Here is a 21510-nt window from a genome sequence, read left to right on the forward strand (position 1 = left end):
TTCTGGAATGCATTTTTTGCTCGTTAGTTTAACTTTCAAAGCGTCTTAAAAACGGGGTTTTAGCGTGCACAAAAACGCTATGGCCAGTATTGATCATGGTCCAAGCGGTCGTTCACAACGCTCAAGGATGCCGTTCGCTTCCGTCATGCCGAAACGCTCACGATAGGGAAATCTTCATGAAGAATTTTTCAAAAGAATTGGTCATTTTTTTAGTCTGCTCAACGGCTTACCGCCTATGCTCCGGGGCATTGGTGGTCTCCCTGACGTGGACCATCCTCAACCAGAACGAAGGTGGTTATTTACCTTTGGCCTTGGCGATTTTTTGCTCCTTCATTCCGGCCTTCATCACGCCGGTGATTATCAAGCGGCTGTCGGCGCGAATGAACGGGCGAAAAATGAGCAGCTGGTTTACGTTTTGTCTGGCCGGTCTCAGCCTGGTGGTAGGGGCAAGCCGAGACATCACCATCGCTCTGCTAGCCGCCAACCTTTTTGTCTGGTTGGTGTTCATGCTACTCGAAGCCAGCTTGGATATGTGGTTCACCCAGGTTCAGCGCGGTATGGATGAAGCCTCTGTCAGACGAATCAGTGGTGCAACCACTGCAACCGGTCAAGCGGCCCTGATGATTGGGCCGTTGTTGGCAGCCGGCTTGATGCCGATACTGCCGGGTATGGGGTTCTTCATTTTTCTGGGCGCAGGATTCCTGCTGGTATCGGCGATTTGTTACATCCGCCATGGTCTCTCGGTGGTGGCACAAGAGGCTAGCGAGACAGTTGCGCCAGCCAAGCTTCCACTCACCCTGTTTGTGCCGATGGTACTGATCTGGCCGATTCTCGGTGCCTTCAACTTCATGCTTCCCGTGTATGTGTCGAGCCATGGCTGGGCGCTATTTGAGCTTGGTGTGCTGGATGCAGTGTTTGGCATGGGGATGGCGTTGGTGGGAGTGCTGATCATTCTGAGTAATACCGGTCGCAATCTATCGGTATTTCTCTCGGGGCTGATCGGGCTGGCCGTCATTTCCGCAGCGGTATGGTTTATGGTGCCAGATACCCTGGTGCTCAAGGCGCTGAGCCTGCTGATCCTTGGCATGGCCTTTGGCGGTGCGCGGGTGCATATCCGAGCAGCCATTGCCTACCGCTACAGCGAGGCTGCCGTTGGTGCGTGTGTTAGCCGGGCGAATGCCCTCGCAACACCGGTCCTGCTGTTAATCCTCAGCCTGCAGCTGGCATTGATCGAGAGCGCGTGGCTGATACCGTTTCTGATGATTACCTTGTCCATTGTCCTATTGCTGCAGACATCGGCGACTCGCTTTGCCCAGGGGCACACGAGCCCGGTAACAGCGGGTGCCTGATAGTCCTTATCCGGGGGTGACATAGCCCCCGATTGGGGCAGGTTTGTCGACAACGGGTTTGGCTGGTCCATCGCTATCGCGAGCAAGCTTTGCTCCCACAGATTTTGCGTCGGCTGAGCTTTTAGCGGATCGGCGGTGGATTGGGGGGTGAGTGCTTCGCACTCAAGCGGGAGCAAGCTCCCTCGCCACAGGGGCGTGGCGTTCAGGGGTGGCGGTCCAGTTTTTTGAGGAACACGGTCATTTCTTTTTCGGCCTGTTTGTCGCCATGGGCGCGGGCGGCTTCCAGGCCTTGCTCCCAGGCTTGGCGGGCTGCCGGTAGGTCGCCTTGGCCTTGGTGGGCCTTGCCTAGGAGTTTCCAGGCTGCCGAGTACTTGGGGTCGAATTCGACGCAGCGTTGGAAGTGTTCGGCGGCGCGGGTGAATTCGCCGAGGTCCAGGTAACCCTTGCCCAGGCCGAAGCGCAGCAGGGCGTTGTCCACACCCTTGGCGAGCATTTTTTCCAGGGAGTCGAGCATGGGGGCGTCCTTATCGGTGTGTCAGGGGTTGATCAGTGGCTGTTGGATAGCTATCGCGAGCAAGCTCGCTCCCACAGGGGTTGGGGGTTGCTCACGATATTTGTGAGCAATGGAGACCCTGTGTGGGAGCGAGCTTGCTCGCGATGAGGCCATGACTGCCACCGCAAAGCCTGGATCAGAAGAAGCTCAATCCCACATGGAACAGCTTCTCCACATCGCGAATGTGCTTCTTATCCACCAGGAACAGGATCACATGGTCGCCGGTCTGGATGGTGGTGTCGTCGTGGGCGATCAGTACTTCTTCGTCGCGGATGATCGCGCCGATGGTGGTGCCGGGTGGCAGGCCGATGTCGCGGATGGCCTTGCCGATCACTTTGCTGGACTTGGCATCGCCGTGGGCAATCGCCTCGATGGCTTCGGCCGCGCCGCGGCGCAGGGAGTGGACGCTGACGATGTCGCCGCGGCGCACGTGGGCCAGCAAGGTGCCGATGGTTGCCAGTTGCGGGCTGATGGCGATGTCGATGTCGCCACCTTGGATCAGGTCGACGTAGGCCGGGTTGTTGATGATGGTCATGACCTTCTTCGCCCCCAGGCGCTTGGCCAATAGCGACGACATGATGTTGGCTTCGTCGTCGTTGGTCAGGGCCAGGAAGATGTCGGCGTCGGCGATGTTCTCTTCCAGCAGCAGGTCGCGGTCCGAAGCACTGCCCTGCAGCACCACGGTGCTGTCGAGGGTGTCGGAGAGGTAGCGGCAGCGCGCCGGGTTCATCTCGATGATCTTGACCTGGTAGCGGCTTTCGATGGCTTCGGCCAGGCGTTCGCCGATCTGCCCGCCGCCAGCGATGACGATGCGCTTGTAGTTCTCGTCCAGGCGGCGCATTTCGCTCATGACTGCGCGAATATTCGCCTTGGCGGCGATGAAAAACACCTCGTCGTCGGCTTCGATCACCGTGTCGCCCTGGGGCAGGATCGGCCGGTCACGGCGGAAAATCGCCGCAACGCGGGTATCCACATTCGGCATGTGCTCGCGCAACTGGCGCAGTTGCTGGCCCACCAGCGGCCCGCCGTAGTAGGCCTTGACCGCCACCAGTTGTGCCTTGCCTTCGGCAAAGTCGATCACCTGCAAGGCCCCGGGGTGCTCGATCAGGCGCTTGATGTAGTTGGTCACCACCTGCTCGGGGCTGATCAGCACGTCCACCGGGATCGCTTCGTTGTCGAACAGGTCGGCGCGGGTCAGGTAGGACGCTTCGCGCACCCGGGCGATCTTGGTCGGGGTGTGGAACAACGTGTGGGCGACCTGGCAGGCGACCATGTTGGTTTCGTCGCTGTTGGTCACGGCCACGAGCATGTCGGCGTCGTCGGCGCCGGCCTGGCGCAGCACCGTGGGCAACGATCCGCGGCCTTGTACGGTGCGGATGTCGAGACGGTCACCCAGGTCACGCAGGCGTTCGCCGTCGGTGTCGACCACGGTGATGTCGTTGGCCTCGCTGGCCAGGTGTTCCGCCAGCGAACCGCCGACTTGTCCTGCGCCGAGGATGATGATTTTCATCCAGTCACTCCTATCGAATCGGTCTTAACCGCGTGCGGCGGCGATCTTGATCAGCTTGGCGTAATAGAACCCATCATGTCCGCCCTCTTGGGCCAGCAACTGCCGGCCATGGGGCTGCTTGAGGCCGGCCTGGCTGGCAATGTCCAGCTCCCGGGCGCCTGGGGTGCGGGCGAGGAAGGCGTCGATCACGTCGGTGTTCTCGGTCGGCAAGGTCGAGCAGGTGGCGTAGAGCAGCATGCCGCCCACTTCCAGGGTCGGCCACAGGGCATCGAGCAGTTCGCCCTGCAACACGGCCAGCGCCGCAATGTCGTCCGGCTGGCGGGTGAGCTTGATGTCCGGATGGCGGCGGATCACGCCGGTGGCCGAGCATGGCGCGTCAAGGAGAATGCGCTGGAACGGCTTGCCGTCCCACCAGGTTGCAGTGTCGCGGCCATCGGCGGCGATCAGCTCGGCCTCCAGGCCCAGGCGTTCGAGGTTTTCCTTCACGCGCACCAGGCGCTTGGCTTCCAGGTCCACCGCCACCACGCCAGCCAGCTTCGGCTCGACCTCAAGGATGTGACAGGTCTTGCCTCCCGGCGCGCAGCAGGCGTCCAGCACCCGTTGGCCGGGAGCCAGGTCCAGCAGGTCGGCGGCCAGTTGGGCGGCTTCGTCCTGGACGCTGATCCAGCCCTCGGCAAAGCCCGGCAAGGCACGCACATCGCCGGGGGTTTCCAGGACGATGCCGTCGCGGCTGTACTGGCACGGGATGGCCGGGATGCCCGCCTCGCCCAGCAACGCCAGGTAGGCGTCGCGGGTATGGTGGCGGCGGTTGACCCGCAGGATCATCGGCGGGTGGGCATTGTTGGCCGCGCAGATGGCTTCCCATTGTTCGGGCCAGAACGCCTTCAGGGATTTCTGCAACCAGCGCGGGTGCGCCGTGCGGACCACCGGGTCGTGCTCCAGTTCGGCCAACAAGGTTTCGCTTTCCCGCTGGGCGCGGCGCAACACGGCATTGATCAGGGCCTTGGCCCAGGGCTTCTTCAGCTTGTCGGCGCAGCCCACGGTTTCGCCGATGGCGGCGTGGGCCGGGACGCGGGTGTAGAGCAGTTGATAGAGCCCCACCAGCAGCAGCGCCTCGACGTCGGCATCGGCGGCCTTGAACGGCTTCTGCAACAACTTCGCCGCGAGGGCCGACAGCCGCGGCTGCCAACGGGCGGTGCCGAACGCCAGGTCTTGGGTGAAACCGCGATCACGGTCTTCCACCTTGTCCAGTTGAGTCGGCAGGGAGCTGTTGAGGGAGGCTTTTCCGCTGAGGACGGCGGCAAGTGCCTTGGCGGCGGCCAGACGCGGGTTCATGAGGCGTCCGTCGCTTGGCCGAGCACAGTGCCAACGGCAAATTTCTCACGGCGACTGTTGAACAGATCGCTGAAGTTCAGCGCCTTGCCACCGGGCAGTTGCAGGCGCGTCAGGCACAACGCCTGTTCACCGCAGGCCACGACCAGGCCATCCTTGCTGGCGCTGAGGATTTCACCCGGTGCGCCCTTCCCTTCGGCGTAACTGGCCGCCAGTACTTTCAGGGCTTCGCCGTTCAAGGTGCTGTGGCAGATCGGCCAAGGATTGAAGGCCCGCACCAGGCGCTCCAGCTCGACGGCTGGGCGGCTCCAGTCAATGCGGGCTTCGTCCTTGTTCAGTTTGTGCGCGTAGGTGGCGAGGCTGTCATCCTGTACTTCGCCTTGCAAGGTGCCAGCGGCCAGGCCGGCGATCGCCTGGACCACGGCTGGTGGGCCGATGAGCGCGAGGCGGTCGTGCAGGCTGCCACCGGTGTCGTCGGCGCTGATGGGGGTGCTGACCTTGAGCAGCATCGGCCCGGTGTCCAGGCCGGCTTCCATGCGCATCACGGTCACGCCGCTCTCGGCATCGCCCGCTTCCACGGCGCGCTGGATCGGCGCGGCACCGCGCCAGCGCGGCAGCAGCGAGGCGTGGCTGTTGATGCAACCCAGGCGCGGGATATCCAGCACCACTTGCGGCAGGATCAGGCCGTAGGCGACCACCACCATCAAGTCCGGCTTCAGCGCCGCCAGTTCAGCCTGGGCTTGCGCATCGCGCAGGGTCGGCGGCTGCAACACTTCGATGCCGTGCTCCAGGGCCAACTGCTTGACCGGGCTGGGCATCAGTTTTTGCCCGCGACCGGCCGGCCGGTCAGGCTGGGTGTAGACCGCGACGATTTCGTAGGGGCTGGCCAGCAGGGCCTTGAGGTGTTCGGCGGCAAATTCGGGAGTGCCGGCAAAGACGATGCGCAGGGGCTCAGTCATGGGTAGCTCTCAATTACAAAGCAGTCGCAAAAAGAAAAAGGCTTGCCGCGGCAAGCCTTTGAAGGGGGGCATCAAGCATTCTGGCGATGAAGTTTTTCCAGTTTTTTCTTGATGCGGTCACGCTTGAGGGTAGACAGGTAATCCACGAACAACTTGCCGTTGAGGTGGTCACACTCGTGCTGGATGCACACCGCCAGCAAGCCTTCGGCGATCAACTCATAAGGCTGGCCGTCACGGTCCAGGGCCTTGATCTTGACCTTCTGTGGGCGGTCGACGTTTTCGTAGAAGCCCGGTACCGAGAGGCAGCCTTCCTGGTACTGGTCCATCTCGTCGGTCAGGGTTTCGAACTCGGGGTTGATGAACACCCGCGGTTCGCTGCGGTCTTCGGAGAGGTCCATGACGACGATACGCTTGTGCACATTGACCTGGGTCGCGGCGAGGCCGATGCCTGGCGCTTCATACATTGTTTCAAACATGTCATCGACCAACTGACGCACTTCGTCGTCCACTACGGCCACTGGTTTGGCGATAGTGCGCAGGCGCGGGTCCGGAAATTCGAGAATGTTCAAAATGGCCATAAGCTTGATAAATGCACGTGTGAAGTAAAGTCGGGTGGCTGGCCTGGCGTGTCTTGGGATGCAGGCTACCGTTGTAAAACGATGCGCTTGTGGAGAATAGCTCCTTAAGCAGCGAGCCACGGGGGCTCTGGCGTTTTACGCGAACGCACATAATAAAGGGATTCACCGCATGAGGAAATCACTACTCGCCCTGCTGCTCCTGGCCTCGGCCGGTATCGCGCACGGGCAAGTGCAACTTCGGGAAGGTTTTCCCCAGCAATACACGGTGGTGACGGGAGACACACTGTGGGACATTTCCGGCAAATACCTGCGCGAGCCGTGGAAATGGCCGGAGCTGTGGCAGGCCAACCCGCAGATCGAAAACCCCAACCTGATCTATCCGGGCGACACCCTGTCGCTGGTCTACGTCAACGGCCAGCCGCGCCTGACCCTCAACCGCGGCACCTCGCGCGGCACCATCAAGCTGTCGCCGCGCATTCGCAGTTCGCCAGTGGCCGACGCCATCCCGAGCATTCCGCTGCAAGCCATCAACAGCTTCCTGCTGAGTAACCGCATCGTCGACACGCCCGAAGATTTCAACAAGGCCCCCTACGTCGTCGCCGGCAATGCCGAACGGGTGCTCAGCGGCATGGGGGATCGGGTCTTTGCCCGTGGCTCGTTCGATGCGAGCCAGTCGGCGTACGGCATCTTCCGCCAGGGCAAGGTCTACACCGACCCGGAGACCAAGGAGTTTTTGGGCATCAACGCCGACGACATCGGCGGCGGCGAGGTGGTCGCCACCGAAGGCGATGTCACCACCCTGGCCCTGCAACGCACCACCCAGGAAGTGCGCCTGGGTGATCGCCTGTTCAGTGGCGAAGAACGCTCGATCAACTCGACCTTCATGCCAAGCGCGCCAAAATCAGACATCCACGGGTTGATCCTGGACGTGCCCCGGGGCGTGACCCAGATCGGCGCGCTGGACGTGGTCACCCTGAACAAGGGCCGCCGCGATGGGCTGGCCGAAGGCAATGTGCTGGCGGTGATGAAGACCGGTGAAACCGTACGCGACCGCATCACGGGCGAGCGGGTGAAGATCCCCGATGAGCGCGCCGGCCTGCTGATGGTTTTCCGCACCTACGACAAGCTCAGCTATGGCCTGGTGCTATACGCATCGCGCTCGTTGGCGGTGCTCGACAAGGTCCGTAATCCATAACGGGTTTCACAAGTTACCAACAGAGTTATCCACAGCTTGTTCCCGTTTGAACGGGGCTCATAACGATCAAGGATTGATCGCATGTCATTACCTGAATCTACGCCGGTGTCCCCTGCGGAACTGGAGGCCCGGCTACGCCTTCACCGCTTGCCGGAGCTGGGACCCAAACGTTTCATGACCCTGATGGAGGCCTTCGGCTCGGCCTCCAAGGCCATCAGTGCACCGGCCAGCGCCTGGCGCGCGCTGGGCTTGCCGCTGGCCTGTGCCGAGGCGCGGCGCAACCCGGATGTGCGTGACGGCGCCGCCCATGCATTGGCCTGGCTGGAGCGTGCGGGCCAGCATTTACTGATGTGGGACCAACCCGACTACCCCGCGCTGCTGGCGCAGATCAGCGACGCGCCGCCGCTGCTGTTCGTCGCTGGCGACACCTCGATCCTGGAAAAACCCCAGCTGGCGATGGTCGGCAGTCGGCGGGCATCGCGGCCGGGCATGGACACTGCGGCGGCGTTTTCCCGCAGCCTGGCCGGGGCCGGTTTTGTCATCACCAGCGGCCTGGCCCTGGGCATCGATGCGGCGGCCCATCAGGCGGCGTTGGATGTTGGCGGGCGCACCGTCGGCGTGTTGGGCACCGGTCTGGAAAATTTTTATCCACAGCGCAATCGTCGGCTGGCGGACGTGATGATTGCCCAGGGCAGCGCGGTGCTGTCGGAGTTCCCGTTGGACGCACCGCCCCATGCCAGCAACTTTCCGCGGCGCAACCGGATCATCAGCGGTTTGTCCCTGGGCGTGCTGGTGGTGGAGGCCAGTGTCGCCAGCGGTTCGCTGATCACCGCGCGACTGGCGGCGGAACAGGGCCGCGAGGTGTATGCCATTCCTGGATCGATCCATCACCCCGGGGCCCGGGGCTGCCATCAGTTGATCCGCGACGGTGCGGCGTTGGTGGAAACCGTCGAGCACATCCTCGAAGCGCTGCGCGGCTGGCAGCGGTTGTCGCCGGCCTCGGAGCCCGTGCCCGTGACCCATCCGCTGCTGCGCCTGCTGCATGCCGCGCCGCTGAGCAGCGAGGCGTTGGCCGACGCCAGTGGCTGGGGCTTGCCCAAAGTGCTGGCGGCGTTGACCGAACTGGAGATGGAAGGACGCGCCACCTGCGACAACGGACGCTGGTTTGCGCGCTAGGTTTTATGGGGAAGATCGGTAAACTGCCCACAGCCTTATTTGCGTTGCGGGAGAATCTTTCATGGTCAACAGTTGGCGTGTGCAACAAGCCGCGCGAGAAATTCGCGCCGGGGCGGTGATTGCCTATCCAACCGAAGCGGTCTGGGGCCTGGGTTGTGACCCGTGGAATGAGGAGGCGGTGGAACGCCTGCTGGCGATCAAGTCGCGGCTGCCCGACAAAGGCCTGATCCTGGTGGCTGACAACATCCACCAGTTCGACTTCCTGTTCGAAGACTTCCCCGAAACCTGGATGGACCGCATGGCCAGCACCTGGCCGGGGCCCAACACCTGGCTGGTGCCGCACCAGAACCTGCTGCCGGAATGGATCACCGGGGTACACGACACCGTCGCGCTGCGGGTCAGCGACCATCCCACCGTGCGCGACTTGTGCTCGCTGGTCGGGCCGCTGGTGTCCACCTCGGCCAACCCCCAAGGACGCCCGGCGGCGCGCACGCGGATTCGCGTCGAGCAGTATTTCCGCGGGCAGATCGACCTGGTGCTGGGCGGCAACCTGGGCGGGCGCAGGAACCCCAGCGTGATTCGCGACCTGGCTACTGGCAAGGTTGTGCGCCCGGACTGACTTTTTGCCAGTGCATAACCCACTGTGGGAGCGAGCTTGCTCGCGATGGCGTCGGGTCAGTTGGCTTTGATGCTGACTGATACACCGCTATCGCGAGCAAGCTCGCTCCCACAGGTTCTTCAGCGACCTTTTAGTCACGGCAGGAGAACGGTCGACCCCGTCGTGCGCCGCGCCGATAACTCGGTATGAGCCTTGGCCGCTTCCGCCAGTGGATAACGCTGGTTGATGTCCACCTTGAGCTTGCCGCTGGCGATCATCCCGAACAGTTCATCGGCCATGCGCTGCAGGTTTTCGGCGTTGTTGGCGTAAGTCGCCAGGGTCGGGCGGGTGACGTAGAGCGAGCCCTTGGCCGCAAGAATTCCCAGGTTCACCCCTTCCACCGCACCCGAGGCGTTGCCGAAGCTCACCACCAGGCCACGGGGAGCGACGCTGTCCAGCGACGTCAACCAAGTGTCCTTGCCAACCCCGTCGTACACCACGGGCACCTTCTTGCCGTCAGTCAGTTCCAGCACCCGCTGTGCGACGTTTTCCTTGCTGTAGTCGATGGTTTCCCACGCGCCGTGGGACTTGGCGATGGCGGCCTTTTCCGGCGAGCTGACGGTGCCGATCAGCTTCACGCCCAAGGCCTTGGCCCACTGGCAGGCCAGGGAACCCACGCCACCAGCAGCGGCGTGGAACAGGATGGTTTCGCCGCCCTTGAGTTCATAGGTCTGACGCAGCAGATACTGCACGGTCAGGCCCTTGAGCATCACGCCGGCCGCCTGTTCGAAACTGATGGATTCGGGCAGATGCACCAGGTTGGCCTCGGGCAACACATGCACATCGCTGTAGGCCCCCAGCGGGCCACTGCCATACGCCACCCGGTCGCCGACCTTGAACCGCGTGACGTCCGAGCCGATCGCCTCGACCACGCCTGCGCCTTCGGCACCCAGGCCTGATGGCAACGCCGGTGGCGGATAAAGGCCGCTGCGGTAGTAGGTGTCGATGAAGTTCAGGCCGATCGCCTTGTTGCTGACGCGCACCTGCTGCGGGCCGGGCTCGGCAGGCGAGTAATCGACGTACTCGAGCACTTCGGGACCGCCGTGGGAACTGAACTGGATACGTTTGGCCATCTTCACTTTCTCCTTGTCGCAGGACTTTTACCAAGCCTGCTATCGGACTCCTAAGCTTGACCGTCGTCAACTGTGGTGTGGGCAAGTGCGGTGGTATCCTGTGCGCCCATTTGCCACCGGCCCGCCATACGCCGCGTAGCGTAGCCCTGATCAAGGTGATGTCATGTCCACTCGCACCGAGGCCGTGAAAGCCTACCTGCTCGACCTGCAAGACCGTATCTGCACCGCCCTGGAAACCGAAGACGGCGGCACTCGCTTCGTCGAAGATGCCTGGACCCGGCCGGCCGGTGGTGGCGGTCGCACGCGGGTGATCGAGAACGGCACAGTGATCGAAAAGGGCGGCGTCAACTTTTCCCACGTCTTCGGCAGCGGTCTCCCACCCTCAGCCAGTGCCCATCGGCCAGAACTGGCCGGGCGCGGCTTCGAAGCCTTGGGCGTGTCGCTGGTGATTCACCCGCACAACCCCCACGTGCCGACTTCCCACGCCAACGTGCGCTTTTTCATCGCCGAAAAGGAAGGCGAAGAGCCGGTCTGGTGGTTTGGCGGCGGCTTCGACCTGACGCCTTACTACGGCGTCGAGGAAGACTGCGTCCATTGGCACCGTGTCGCCGAGCAGGCCTGCGCGCCGTTCGGCCCCGAGGTTTATCCGCGCTACAAGGCCTGGTGCGACAGCTATTTCCACCTCAAGCATCGCAACGAGCCCCGGGGCATTGGCGGCCTGTTTTTCGACGACCTGAACGCGTGGGATTTCGACACCTGCTTCGCCTTCATCCGCGCCATCGGCGACGCCTACATCGATGCCTACCTGCCGATCGTGCGCCGCCGCAAGCACGACGCGTTCACCGCAAAACAGCGGGAATTCCAGGAATACCGTCGTGGGCGCTACGTGGAATTCAACCTGGTCTACGACCGCGGCACCCTGTTCGGGCTGCAATCGGGTGGACGTACCGAATCGATCCTGATGTCCCTGCCACCGCAAGTGCGCTGGGGCTACGACTGGAAAGCCGAGCCGGGCAGCGAAGAAGCGCGGCTGACCGAGTACTTCCTGCAGGATCGCGATTGGCTGGCGACGGCCTGAACGAGGATTGTCCATGGACCGCTACGTTGTAATGGGTAACCCGATCGGCCACAGCAAGTCGCCGTTGATCCATCGCCTGTTTGCCGAGCAGACCGGGCAAACCCTGGACTACAGCACGCTGCTGGCGCCCCTGGAGGATTTCGTCGGTTACGCCCGAGAATTTTTCCGCGAGGGACGTGGGGCAAACGTCACCGTGCCGTTCAAGGAAGACGCCTTCCGCCTGGCCGACAGCCTGACCGAGCGGGCCCAGCGGGCCGGGGCGGTCAATACGTTGAGCAAACTGGCCGACGGTCGCCTGCTGGGTGACAACACCGACGGCGCCGGGCTGGTCCGAGACCTGACCGTCAATGCCGGATTCAGCCTCAAGGGCAAGCGCATCCTGTTGCTCGGCGCTGGCGGCGCGGTGCGCGGTGCCCTGGAACCACTGCTGGCTGAAGCGCCGGCCTCGGTGATCATCGCCAATCGCACGGTGGAAAAGGCCGAATTGCTCGCCGAGTTGTTCGCCGACCTGGGCCCGGTTTCCGCCAGCGGGTTCGACTGGTTGCAAGAGCCGGTGGACCTGATCATCAACGCCACCTCCGCGAGCCTGTCGGGGGATGTACCGCCGATTGCCGCCAGCCTGATCGAGCCCGGCAAGACGGTTTGCTACGACATGATGTATGGCAAGGAACCGACCTCATTCTGCCGTTGGGCCAAGGAACACGGGGCGGCGGTGGCGATGGATGGCCTGGGCATGCTCGCCGAACAGGCGGGCGAAGCGTTCTACCTGTGGCGCGGGGTACGCCCGGACACCGCGCCAGTGCTGGCCGAGCTGCGCCGCCAGTTGGCGCTGTAGGCTTTAGGCTCTTGTGGCGAGGGGATTTATCCCCGCTGGACTGCGAAGCAGTCCCAAAAAACGGGGCCGCTGCGCGCCCCAGCGGGGATAAATCCCCTCGCCACAGTGTGTGAACCCTCAGGTGTGTGGGTCTTAAGTGCTCTGCATTTCTTCAGTCTTCGAAGTGAATCGGGCACTTCTGCGCCCCCTCCAGCTTCAACAACTCCTCCACCACCTGCGGCCGGGCCATGCGCAAGGTCAGGCTACGTCCCTGGCTGCGCAGGCGCCGGGCTTCCTGGTGGAGCATTTCCACCCCGGAATAATCGATGAAGTTGATCTGCTGGGCATCGATGACCACCCGCTGCGCCTGCAGCCGTTGCAGGCGCGCTTGCAGGTAATGGCTGGCGCCGAAAAAGATCGAACCGCCGACCCGCAGGATCTCCGCCTCCCCTTCGCGAAAGTGCTGCACCCGCGGCTGTGAAGTGCGCTTGAGGTAAAAGAACAACGAGGCCAGTACGCCAGCGTAGATAGCGGTTTGCAGTTCCAGCAGCAACGTGGCCAGGCAGGTCAGGCTCATCACCACGAATTCGGCGCGGCTCACCCGGTACAACGCCCGGAGACCGCGGTGGTCCACCAGCCCCCAGGCGATCAGCAAAATGCTGCCGGCCATGGCCGGAATCGGAATGTGCGCAATCAGGTTCGCCCCGGCGACCGCAAACAACGCCACCCACAAGGCCGAGAACACCCCGGCCAGGGGCGAGCAGGCCCCGGCTTCATAGCTGAGGCCGGAGCGGGTAAAGGAACCGGCCGACAATGATCCGGAGAAAAATCCGCCAACGATGTTGGAAAGCCCCTGCGCCCTCACCTCCTGGTTCGCATCGAGCAATTGCCCGGAACGTACCGACAACGAGCGGGCGATGGACAGGCTGGTGACCAGCCCGAGCATGCCCACCGCAACAGCCCCGGGCAGCAGGCGCAGGATGAGCTCCAGGTCCAACGGCAACAGCGTGAGCGGCGGCAGGCGCCCGGCAAAGGCACTGACCAGCGCCACATGCCCGAACATCGCCGGCCACAACCAGACCACCAGGCTGCTGATGACTAAAGTTATCAACAGGCTCGGCCAGCGCGGCAGCAAGCGCTTGAGCACCACGCCCAGGACCAGGGTCCCCAACCCCAGCAGCAGCGACGGCTTATCCACAGCCCCGATGTGGTCGACGAGCATCAGCAGCCCCCTCAACGCCGTGGCTTCGTTCGGCAGGTCGAGGCCCAGCAGGTTCGGCAACTGCCCCAGGGCGATGACCACCGCCGCGCCCAGGGTGAAACCCAGCACCACCGAATGCGAGACGAAATTCACCAGCGCACCGAAACGCAACAACCCCAGCAACCATTGGAAAATGCCTGCCAACACCGTCAGCAGCAGGATCAAGGTGATGTAGTCCTGGCTGGCGGGAACGGCCAGCGGACTGACGGTGGCGTACAAGACGATGGAAATCGCCGCTGTAGGACCGCAGATCAAGTGCCACGACGAACCCCACAGGCAGGCGATCAGCACCGGCACAATTGCCGCGTATAAGCCGTATTCCGGCGGCAAACCGGCAATCAGGGCGTAGGCAATGGACTGCGGCAACGCGAGAATCGCGCCGCTCAGGCCGACGATCAGGTCACGGCCGACACTGGCGCGGGTCTGCCGGGGCAGCCAGCTCAGGAAGGGCAAGAGTGAATGGCGCGTGGGGATTGCCATGGGGCCTCAGGGATGGGGTTTGCAAACAAGGGTATCAGGACAAGGCACCGTTCTCCCTGTGGCGAGGGGATTTATCCCCGCTGGGTTGCGAAGCGACCCCAAAAAGGCTGAACGCAATTGGCCTGACACACCGAGTCGACACATTAGGGTCGCTTCGCAACCCAGCGGGGATAAATCCCCTCGCCACAATGGCTCCGCGCCACTCTGGGAGAGCTCGCGGAGCCAGCATGATTGTCAGAGCTTGGCCTTCACCGCCGCCAGCGCATCCTTGCCATCCAGGGTCTTCACACCGTCCAGCCATTTATCCAGGACCGCCGGGTTGGCCTTGATCCAGGCCTTGGCCGCATCGGCGTTGCTGACCTTGTTGTTCACCACCTCAGACATGATGCTGTTTTCCATTTCCTGGGTGAAGCTCAGGTTGGTCAGCAGCTTGCCTACGTTCGGGCAGGCCTGTGCATAACCCTTGCGGGTCAGGGTATAGACACTGCCGGTGTCGCCGAAGTACTTCTCGCCGCCCTTGAGGTAGTGCATTTTCAATTGCACGTTCATCGGGTGCGGGGTCCAGCCGAGGAAGGTCACGAACTTCTGTTTCTTCACCGCCCGGGAGACTTCCGCCAGCATCGCCTGCTCGCTGGATTCCACCAGTTTCCACTCGCCCATGCCGAAATCATTGGTCTTGATGATTTCTTTCAGGGAGAGGTTGGCCGGAGCGCCGGAGCCAATGCCGTAGATCTTCTTGTCGAACTTGTCGGCGAATTTGTTCAGGTCGGCAAAGTTATGCACACCGGCGTCCCAGACGTAGTCCGGGACCGCCAGGGTGAATTCGGTACCGTCGAGGTTCTTGGCCAGTTGCGTGACGTCGCCATTGGCCACGAACTTGTCATAGAAGCCCTGCTGCGCCGGCATCCAGTTACCCAAAAACACATCCACCTGGCCATCCTTGAGGCCACCGAAGGTGATCGGCACCGCGAGGGTGTCGACCTTGGCCTTGTAGCCCATCCCGTCCAGCAGGAAACCGGTGATGGCATTGGTGGCGGCGATATCGCTCCAGCCCGGGTCGGCCATCTTCACCGTTTCGCAGCTTTGCTCGGCCCAGGCCGAAACACTGCTCAACGCCAACAGCCCAGCGGTCAGTACTGTGGATAACTTTTGCATGGCTTGCCCCTTACGTTATTGGTTTTGGCAGGGTTGTGGATAACGGGCCTTGCGCTCCAGATCGTCGAGGTCGATGTGGTTACGCATGTACTGCTGGCTGGCGTCCACCAGCGGCTGGTGATCCCAGCTCTTGAGTTTGCCCAGGGTCAGCGCCTGGGCGACGAAACGGCGGCGCCGCTGGCTGGCGAGCACCTGTTGATGAATCGTCGGGATGTCCCACTTGGCACGCGCCTCGGCGAGAAAATCGGCGAACAGGGATTGATGCTCAGGGGATTGGCTGAGATTTTCCAATTCCTTGGGATCGTTGCGTACGTCGAACAGCAGGCACGGGTCATCTTCGCTGTAGATGAATTTCCACGGGCCGCGACGGATCATCATCAAGGGGCTGATGGTGCCTTCGGCCATGTATTCACCGAAGACTTCGTCATGCCCGCCCTGCCCTTGCAGATGCGGCACCAGCGAACGGCCATCCAGCGGCAGGCCCGGTTCCAGCGTGCCACCGGCCAGCTCGACCAGGGTCGGCAGCAAGTCGGCGGTGGATACGGCCGCGCCCACCCGGCCGCTGGCGAACTGCCCCGGTGCGCTGATGAGCAATGGGACGCGGGCGGCCATTTCGTACCAGTGCATTTTGTACCAGAGACCTTTTTCGCCGAGCATGTCTCCATGATCGCCGGAGAACACGATGATCGTGTCGTCCAGTAGCCCAGTGTCTTCCAGGGTTTGCAGGAGCTTGCCGACATTGCTGTCGATGTAGCTGCACGCGCCGAAATAGGCGCGGCGGGCATCCCGGATCTTATCCACAGGCAGTGGCTTGTCCCACAGGTCATAGACCTTCAGCAGCCGCTGGGAATGTGGATCGAGCGCCGTTTGCGCCGGGGTCTGTGGCAAAGGGATGTCGTTGTCGTCATACAAATCCCAGAACGCCTTGGGAATCGTGTACGGATCGTGTGGGTGGGTCATCGATACGGTGAGGCAAAACGGCTGGTCACCGTCCTCGCGAATGTGGTCGAACAGGTACTGCTGGGCCTTGAACACCACTTCTTCATCGAAATCCAGCTGGTTGGTGCGCACGCACGGCCCGGCCTGCAACACCGACGACATGTTGTGGTACCAACTCGGCCGCACGTCCGGCTCGTCCCAGTTCACCGACCAGCCGTAGTCGGCCGGGTAAATGTCACTGGTCAGGCGCTCTTCGTAGCCGTGCAGTTGGTCCGGCCCGCAAAAGTGCATCTTGCCGGACAACGCCGTGCGGTAGCCGAGGCGGCGCAGGTAATGGGCGTAGGTCGGCACGTCCGCGGGAAAATCCGCCGCGTTGTCGTAGGCGCCGATCTTGCTCGGCAACTGGCCGCTCACCAAGGTGAAACGCGACGGCGCACAGAGCGGGCTGTTGCAATAGGCGGCGTCGAACACCACGCCCTCGGCGGCCAGGCGCGACAGGTTCGGCAGCTTGATCGGCGAAGGACCGTAGATCGGCAACATTGGCGCGGCCATTTGATCGGCCATGATGAAAAGAATGTTCTTGCGCTTCATGTATTCGCGGCATTCCATAGTAGGCAGTTATGCGATATTGCTGCGATTGAGCATGTAGCCCCCGGTTTTTTGGGTAAAGCCCATGCAGGATAATGACTAGGATAAGCACAGCTTATGTACGACGCCCTGGGTAACCTGTCCCTGGAACTGTTCCGTGCCTTTGAAGCCGCGGCCCGCCAACAAAGCTTTACGGCGGCGGCGATTGAGCTGGGCACCACGCAACCGGCCATCAGCCAGCAGATCAAGCGCCTGGAAGAGCAACTGGGTACGCGGTTGTTCGACCGCATCTATCGCGGCATCGAACTGACCGAGGCCGGGACGATCCTGTTCGAGCAGGTGCAGGCTGGCTTGCAGAGCATCGACGCCGGGCTGAGCGCGATCACCGCCCAGCATCAGCATGAGGTGCTGCAAGTGGCCACGGACTTCGCCTTCGCCGCCTACTGGCTGATGCCGCGCCTGCATCGTTTCCACGCGGCCAACCCGCAGGTGGACGTGAGCCTGGTGACCAGCGAACGCAACCACAACATGCTGCGCACCGATATCGACGTTGCCGTGCTGTTCGGCGACGGTCGCTTCAAACAAGGCGAAAGTCGCTGGCTGTTCAGCGAAGAGGTTTTTCCGGTGTGCAGCCCGCTACTGCTCAAGGAACGTCCCCTGCCCTTGTCCGCCCAGGCCTTGGCGGAGTTTCCATTGCTGCACCTGCGCGCGGGCAACAGCAACAGCTGGTTCGACTGGAGCGGCGTATTTCGCGAGCTGGGCATCACGTCACCACCGGCGCCCGGGCAGTTGCGCTTCGACAACTACACCTTGCTCATCCAAGCGGCGATTGGCGGCCAGGGCGTTGCCATCGGCTGGCGTCACCTTGTGGATAACTTATTGGCCCAGGGGTTGCTGTGTCGTCCGATCGCTGAAACGGTGCTGTCGCGGCTGGGGTATTACGTGGTCTTGCCCCAGCGTAAACGCCGTGGTGTGTTGATCCGGCAATTCGTCGACTGGCTGATGGAAGAACAGGCCAACAGCGGCGAATCGCTCACGGGGCTGCCGTTGCCGTCGATTGCTGTTTGAGTGCGTGGGTAGATGATGGTTTTTTGGGGCCGCTTCGCAGCCCAGCGGGGATAAATCCCCTCGCCACAGGATGTCCACAGCTAGTTGGCGGCGACAAAACTGACGTGCTCGCCCACATGCAGGTTCAGGCGCAGCTCATCGGCGATGCCGACCGCCACCCGGTTGAGCCGCTCCAGGGATTCGGCCATGCCGGGTTCGAGGCTGGTACTGACCTGGCTGAAATGTTCAATACCCAGGCCAGGCGCGGCATAGGGGGCGTTGATCAAGGTCCATTGCAGGGTGCTGTTCTTCAGGGCATCGAGGACTTCTTCGGCGGCATGGCGCTGCAAGTCGTCGTCGGCCTGCTCTTCGTCGAGCATCGCAAAGTCGCCCACCAGAAACAGCCGGGGCACATTCACCGCCTGCATGCCGGCGATCAGTGCGTCCACGGCCAATACTTGCTCTACAGGGCCGGGAATCAGTGTCCGCTCCACTTGTTCGCTGTTCATCGGCAACCCCGGCGCGTTGAGCAGACACACCACGGCGCTGGCACCGGCAACACTTTGCTTGACCCGCTCGGGATCGAAAAGATCACCGGTCTTGGTCCGCAGGCCCGGGCGTGGAGCCAGGGCGGTAAGATCGTCGAGAATGGCGATGACTTCGTGCTGGCGCCGCAGCATTTCAGCCATCAACGCACTGCCGAGGCTGCTCATGGCACCATAGAGCACCACTTTGGTGACCGGGGTTTCGGCGTTTTTCATGGCTGCTTTCCTCTTTATCCCGCGTGTAAAGGCTCTGACCCGCGGAAAACGGCGAGGGTTCGCCTCTTTTCAAGGAGTGACAGATGCAGCGGATCAAGGGCTACCACGCCCACGTGTATTTCGACGCCAGCACCCTGGACCAGGCGCGGGCCTTGTGCGAGGAAGCGGCGCAACTGTTCCCGCTGAAAATGGGCCGCGTTCATCAACGCCCGGTCGGCCCGCACCCGGACTGGAGCTGTCAGCTGGCCTTCGACCCGCAGTACATCGGCGTGGTCTTGCCGTGGCTGGCGCTCAATCGCAAAGGCCTGGTGATTTTCCTGCACCCGGAGACCGGCGATGACCTGATCGACCACACCGAGCATGCGATCTGGATGGGCGCGGTGCGGCAGTTGAATCTCTCAGCGTTCAAAGCAAAAACCTGATTGCTTTTGTGGCGAGGGGATTTATCCCCGCTGGACTGCGCAGCAGGCCCAAAAGGACCGAACGTATTCTCCTGACGTTACGCAATGGCAGGTTTCAGGGCCGCTTCGCGCCCCAGCGGGGATAAATCCCCTCGCCACAAAGTAACTTCGTGCGTTTGATCATATGATCGGCTTGCGAAAGCTTACTGAAAGCTAGCGCCATTAGGATCACCTCACTTCCGGCAACAGACCGGTCGGCCAAAAGCGAGTTTTCAAGGCTCGTGCGGCCCTTTTAACAACAACAATGGTGATTCTGATGTCCGCTGCTACCCGTCCCGCTGCACCCACTCCATCCGTTCCCCTCGTGCTCTGCATCCTGCGCTGACCTGTCCGGTTCGCATTTCATAGCCGCGCCACGCCTGGAGTATTTCCCATGCTGACTTTCCTTGGCTTCGCCATGGTCATCACGTTCATGTTCCTGATCATGACCAAGCGCCTGTCCGCGCTGATCGCCTTGATCATCATCCCGATCCTGTTCGCCCTGTTCGGTGGCTTTGCGCCGAAAATCGGCCCGATGATGCTCGAAGGCATCACCAAGCTCGCCCCGACCGGGGTGATGCTGATGTTCGCGATTCTGTATTTTGCCCTGATGATCGACTCCGGCCTGTTCGACCCGGCCGTGCGCAAGATCCTCAAGCTGGTCAAGGGCGACCCGTTGAAAGTTTCGGTCGGTACCGCCGTTCTCGCGCTCGTCGTTTCCCTTGATGGTGACGGCGCGACCACTTACATGATCTGCGTGGCCGCGATGCTGCCGCTCTACAGCCGCATCGGCATGAGCCCGCGCATCATGGCTGGCCTGATCATCCTCGCTGGCGGCGTGATGAACATGACCCCATGGGGCGGCCCGACGGCCCGTGCGGCCAGTGCGCTGCATGTGGACCCGTCCGACATTTTCGTGCCGATGATTCCCGCGATGCTGGCCGGTGTGGTAGCGATCCTGGCGATTTCCTACATGTACGGTAAGCGCGAACGTGCGCGCCTGGGTGAACTGCACCTGGTCGGAGATGAAATCGACCACAGCGAAATCAGCGTTTCCCAGTTCCCGGACGCTCGTCGTCCGAAGCTGATCTGGTTCAACGGCGCATTGACCCTGGGCCTGATGTGCACCCTGATCGCCGGCCTGTTGCCGCTGCCGGTGCTGTTCATGGTGGCGTTCAGTATTGCGATGATCGTCAACTACCCGTGCCTGCAACAGCAGAAAGACCGCGTTGCGGCCCACGCCGGCAGCGTGTTGGCGGTGGTCGGGCTGATTTTCGCGGCCGGTATCTTTACCGGCATCCTGTCCGGCACCGGCATGGTCGACGCCATGTCCAAGAGCCTGCTGGCGGTCATTCCAGAGTTCCTCGGTCCTTACCTGGCGGTCATCACCGCGTTGGTGAGCATGCCGTTCACGTTCTTCATGTCTAACGATGCATTTTATTACGGGGTGTTACCGGTCCTCGCCGAGGCAGCCAGCCATTACGGCATCACCGCCGTTGAAATGGCCCGTGCCTCCATCGTCGGCCAGCCCGTCCACCTGTTGAGCCCACTGGTTCCGTCGACCTACCTGCTGGTAGCCTTGGCCGGGATCGAGTTCGGCGATCACCAGCGCTTCACCTTGAAGTGGGCAGTACTGGTTTGCCTGTGCATAATGTTCGCCGCCTTGCTGATGGGGATTTTTCCGCTGTTCAGCACTCTATAAAAGCAATGCCCGCTGCGTCGTCTCGGCGGCGCGGCCTAACACTCGCTCAAAGGAACTCACATGGAATGGCTGACCAACCCGGAAATCTGGGTTGCCTTCTTTACCCTGACCGCCCTGGAAATTGTCCTGGGCATCGACAACATCATCATGATCTCGATCCTGGTCAGCCGCATGCCCAAGCACATGCAGGCGCGCACCCGGATCTTCGGCCTGGCGCTGGCCATGGTCACGCGGATCCTGTTGCTGCTGTCCATCACCTGGGTCATGCGCCTGACGGCCGACTTGTTCGAAGTGTTCGGCCAGGGCATCTCCGGTCGTGACCTGATCCTGTTCTTCGGTGGCCTGTTCCTGCTGTGGAAAAGCTCCCAGGAGATGTACCACGCGCTGGAAGGCGAAGACGAAACCGGCGAGACGCCTACGGGCAAGGGCGGCAGCTTCATCTACACCATCGTCCAGATCGCGATCATCGACATCGTGTTCTCCCTGGACTCGGTCATCACCGCCGTGGGCATGGTCTCCCATGTACCGGTCATGGTGGCGGCGATTATCGTGGCGGTGCTGGTGATGATGCTGGCAGCGGGCACTATCAGCACGTTCATCGACAAGCACCCGTCGCTGAAGATGCTGGCGCTGTCGTTCCTGCTGGTGGTCGGTACGGTACTGATCGCCGAGTCGCTGGACGTGCATGTGCCAAAAGGCTACGTCTACTTCGCCATGGCGTTCTCCCTGGCGGTCGAAGCGTTCAACATCAAGATGCGTACTGCCATGGCGCGCAAGCGCAAGCAGCAGGATCCGGTGAAACTGCGCAAGGATATGCCGGGGCAGTAACGGTATAGGGCAATGAATGAAGGGGCTCTTGGAG

Annotated in this window: 20 protein-coding genes; 10 read left to right on the forward strand and 10 right to left on the reverse strand. The window is 62.1% G+C overall.

Annotated features, from left to right (window positions below; genetic code table 11):
• Positions 1 to 176: 176 nt before the first annotated feature.
• Positions 177 to 1349 carry a hypothetical protein gene (locus Q7F16_RS08805; protein WP_409555663.1) on the forward strand — a complete coding sequence of 391 codons (1173 nt, stop codon included), beginning with the start codon at positions 177 to 179 and terminating at the stop codon, positions 1347 to 1349.
• Positions 1350 to 1551: 202 nt separating this feature from the next.
• On the opposite strand, the gene Q7F16_RS08810 is transcribed toward Q7F16_RS08805, so the two are convergent.
• The 5 genes from Q7F16_RS08810 to def form a co-directional block, all read right to left on the reverse strand.
• On the reverse strand, positions 1552 to 1863 hold the full coding sequence (locus Q7F16_RS08810) for a tetratricopeptide repeat protein (protein ID WP_046064670.1): 312 nt from the start codon (positions 1861 to 1863) through the stop codon (positions 1552 to 1554).
• A 175-nt stretch (positions 1864 to 2038) separates the two neighbouring features.
• On the reverse strand, positions 2039 to 3412 hold the full coding sequence (gene trkA, locus Q7F16_RS08815) for a Trk system potassium transporter TrkA (RefSeq protein ID WP_046064669.1): 1374 nt from the start codon (positions 3410 to 3412) through the stop codon (positions 2039 to 2041).
• A 24-nt stretch (positions 3413 to 3436) separates the two neighbouring features.
• On the reverse strand, positions 3437 to 4747 hold the full coding sequence (rsmB, locus tag Q7F16_RS08820; RefSeq protein WP_409555664.1) for a 16S rRNA (cytosine(967)-C(5))-methyltransferase RsmB: 1311 nt from the start codon (positions 4745 to 4747) through the stop codon (positions 3437 to 3439).
• Entirely contained in the window at positions 4744 to 5703 is a 960-nt protein-coding gene (fmt, locus tag Q7F16_RS08825; protein WP_409555665.1) for a methionyl-tRNA formyltransferase, read from the reverse strand. Before fmt ends, rsmB begins: the two co-directional genes overlap by 4 nt.
• 71 nt (positions 5704 to 5774) lie before the next feature.
• Positions 5775 to 6281 carry a peptide deformylase gene (gene def / locus Q7F16_RS08830; RefSeq protein WP_003196300.1) on the reverse strand — a complete coding sequence of 169 codons (507 nt, stop codon included), beginning with the start codon at positions 6279 to 6281 and terminating at the stop codon, positions 5775 to 5777.
• 169 nt (positions 6282 to 6450) lie between these two features.
• On the opposite strand from def, the gene Q7F16_RS08835 reads away from it, so the two are divergent.
• From Q7F16_RS08835 to Q7F16_RS08845, 3 genes are all read left to right on the forward strand, one after another.
• On the forward strand, positions 6451 to 7476 hold the full coding sequence (locus Q7F16_RS08835) for a LysM peptidoglycan-binding domain-containing protein (RefSeq protein ID WP_095974455.1): 1026 nt from the start codon (positions 6451 to 6453) through the stop codon (positions 7474 to 7476).
• 81 nt (positions 7477 to 7557) lie between these two features.
• On the forward strand, positions 7558 to 8652 hold the full coding sequence (gene dprA / locus Q7F16_RS08840; protein ID WP_409555666.1) for a DNA-processing protein DprA: 1095 nt from the start codon (positions 7558 to 7560) through the stop codon (positions 8650 to 8652).
• Positions 8653 to 8713: 61 nt separating this feature from the next.
• Positions 8714 to 9271 (forward strand): L-threonylcarbamoyladenylate synthase, encoded by a 558-nt coding sequence (locus Q7F16_RS08845; RefSeq protein WP_018603585.1) that lies wholly within the window; start codon positions 8714 to 8716, stop codon positions 9269 to 9271.
• Between the two features lie 134 nt (positions 9272 to 9405).
• On the opposite strand, the gene Q7F16_RS08850 is transcribed toward Q7F16_RS08845, so the two are convergent.
• The gene (locus Q7F16_RS08850) at positions 9406 to 10383 is read right to left on the reverse strand and encodes an NADPH:quinone reductase (RefSeq protein ID WP_046064665.1); all 978 of its coding nucleotides are present in this window, start codon (positions 10381 to 10383) and stop codon (positions 9406 to 9408) included.
• 163 nt (positions 10384 to 10546) lie between these two features.
• Here Q7F16_RS08850 and hemF point away from each other — a divergent pair, with 163 nt between their 5' ends.
• Together hemF and aroE are read left to right on the forward strand one after the other, a co-directional pair.
• Positions 10547 to 11461: an oxygen-dependent coproporphyrinogen oxidase gene (gene hemF / locus Q7F16_RS08855; protein ID WP_003196290.1), complete on the forward strand. Its 915-nt coding sequence runs from the start codon at positions 10547 to 10549 to the stop codon at positions 11459 to 11461.
• Between the two features lie 13 nt (positions 11462 to 11474).
• A complete protein-coding gene (aroE, locus tag Q7F16_RS08860; RefSeq protein WP_409555667.1) occupies positions 11475 to 12296 on the forward strand; it encodes a shikimate dehydrogenase in 822 nt (273 codons plus the stop codon).
• 151 nt (positions 12297 to 12447) lie between these two features.
• On the opposite strand, the gene Q7F16_RS08865 is transcribed toward aroE, so the two are convergent.
• The 3 genes from Q7F16_RS08865 to betC all read right to left on the reverse strand — a co-directional run bounded on the left by Q7F16_RS08865 (position 12448) and on the right by betC (position 16701).
• The gene (locus Q7F16_RS08865; protein WP_409555668.1) at positions 12448 to 14016 is read right to left on the reverse strand and encodes a SulP family inorganic anion transporter; all 1569 of its coding nucleotides are present in this window, start codon (positions 14014 to 14016) and stop codon (positions 12448 to 12450) included.
• A gap of 234 nt (positions 14017 to 14250) precedes the next feature.
• Positions 14251 to 15171, reverse strand: a complete 921-nt coding sequence (gene choX, locus Q7F16_RS08870) for a choline ABC transporter substrate-binding protein (protein ID WP_046064662.1) — start codon at positions 15169 to 15171, stop codon at positions 14251 to 14253.
• Between the two features lie 15 nt (positions 15172 to 15186).
• Positions 15187 to 16701, reverse strand: a complete 1515-nt coding sequence (betC, locus tag Q7F16_RS08875; RefSeq protein ID WP_079301396.1) for a choline-sulfatase — start codon at positions 16699 to 16701, stop codon at positions 15187 to 15189.
• Between the two features lie 114 nt (positions 16702 to 16815).
• On the opposite strand from betC, the gene Q7F16_RS08880 reads away from it, so the two are divergent.
• Entirely contained in the window at positions 16816 to 17766 is a 951-nt protein-coding gene (locus tag Q7F16_RS08880) for a choline sulfate utilization transcriptional regulator (RefSeq protein WP_046064660.1), read from the forward strand.
• Between the two features lie 80 nt (positions 17767 to 17846).
• On the opposite strand, the gene Q7F16_RS08885 is transcribed toward Q7F16_RS08880, so the two are convergent.
• A complete protein-coding gene (locus Q7F16_RS08885; protein WP_409555669.1) occupies positions 17847 to 18506 on the reverse strand; it encodes an NAD(P)-dependent oxidoreductase in 660 nt (219 codons plus the stop codon).
• A gap of 83 nt (positions 18507 to 18589) precedes the next feature.
• Here Q7F16_RS08885 and Q7F16_RS08890 point away from each other — a divergent pair, with 83 nt between their 5' ends.
• The 3 genes from Q7F16_RS08890 (at position 18590) to Q7F16_RS08900 (ending at position 21476) form a co-directional block, all read left to right on the forward strand.
• Positions 18590 to 18928, forward strand: a complete 339-nt coding sequence (locus Q7F16_RS08890) for a DOPA 4,5-dioxygenase family protein (protein WP_079301398.1) — start codon at positions 18590 to 18592, stop codon at positions 18926 to 18928.
• A gap of 412 nt (positions 18929 to 19340) precedes the next feature.
• On the forward strand, positions 19341 to 20648 hold the full coding sequence (locus tag Q7F16_RS08895; RefSeq protein WP_014335839.1) for a CitMHS family transporter: 1308 nt from the start codon (positions 19341 to 19343) through the stop codon (positions 20646 to 20648).
• Positions 20649 to 20708: 60 nt separating this feature from the next.
• Complete coding sequence (locus tag Q7F16_RS08900) at positions 20709 to 21476, forward strand: TerC family protein (RefSeq protein WP_046063421.1); 768 nt, start codon at positions 20709 to 20711, stop codon at positions 21474 to 21476.
• Positions 21477 to 21510 lie beyond the last annotated feature (34 nt).

The organism is Pseudomonas sp. Lb2C2 (assembly GCF_052112205.1).
Classification (GTDB): domain Bacteria; phylum Pseudomonadota; class Gammaproteobacteria; order Pseudomonadales; family Pseudomonadaceae; genus Aquipseudomonas; species Aquipseudomonas kilonensis.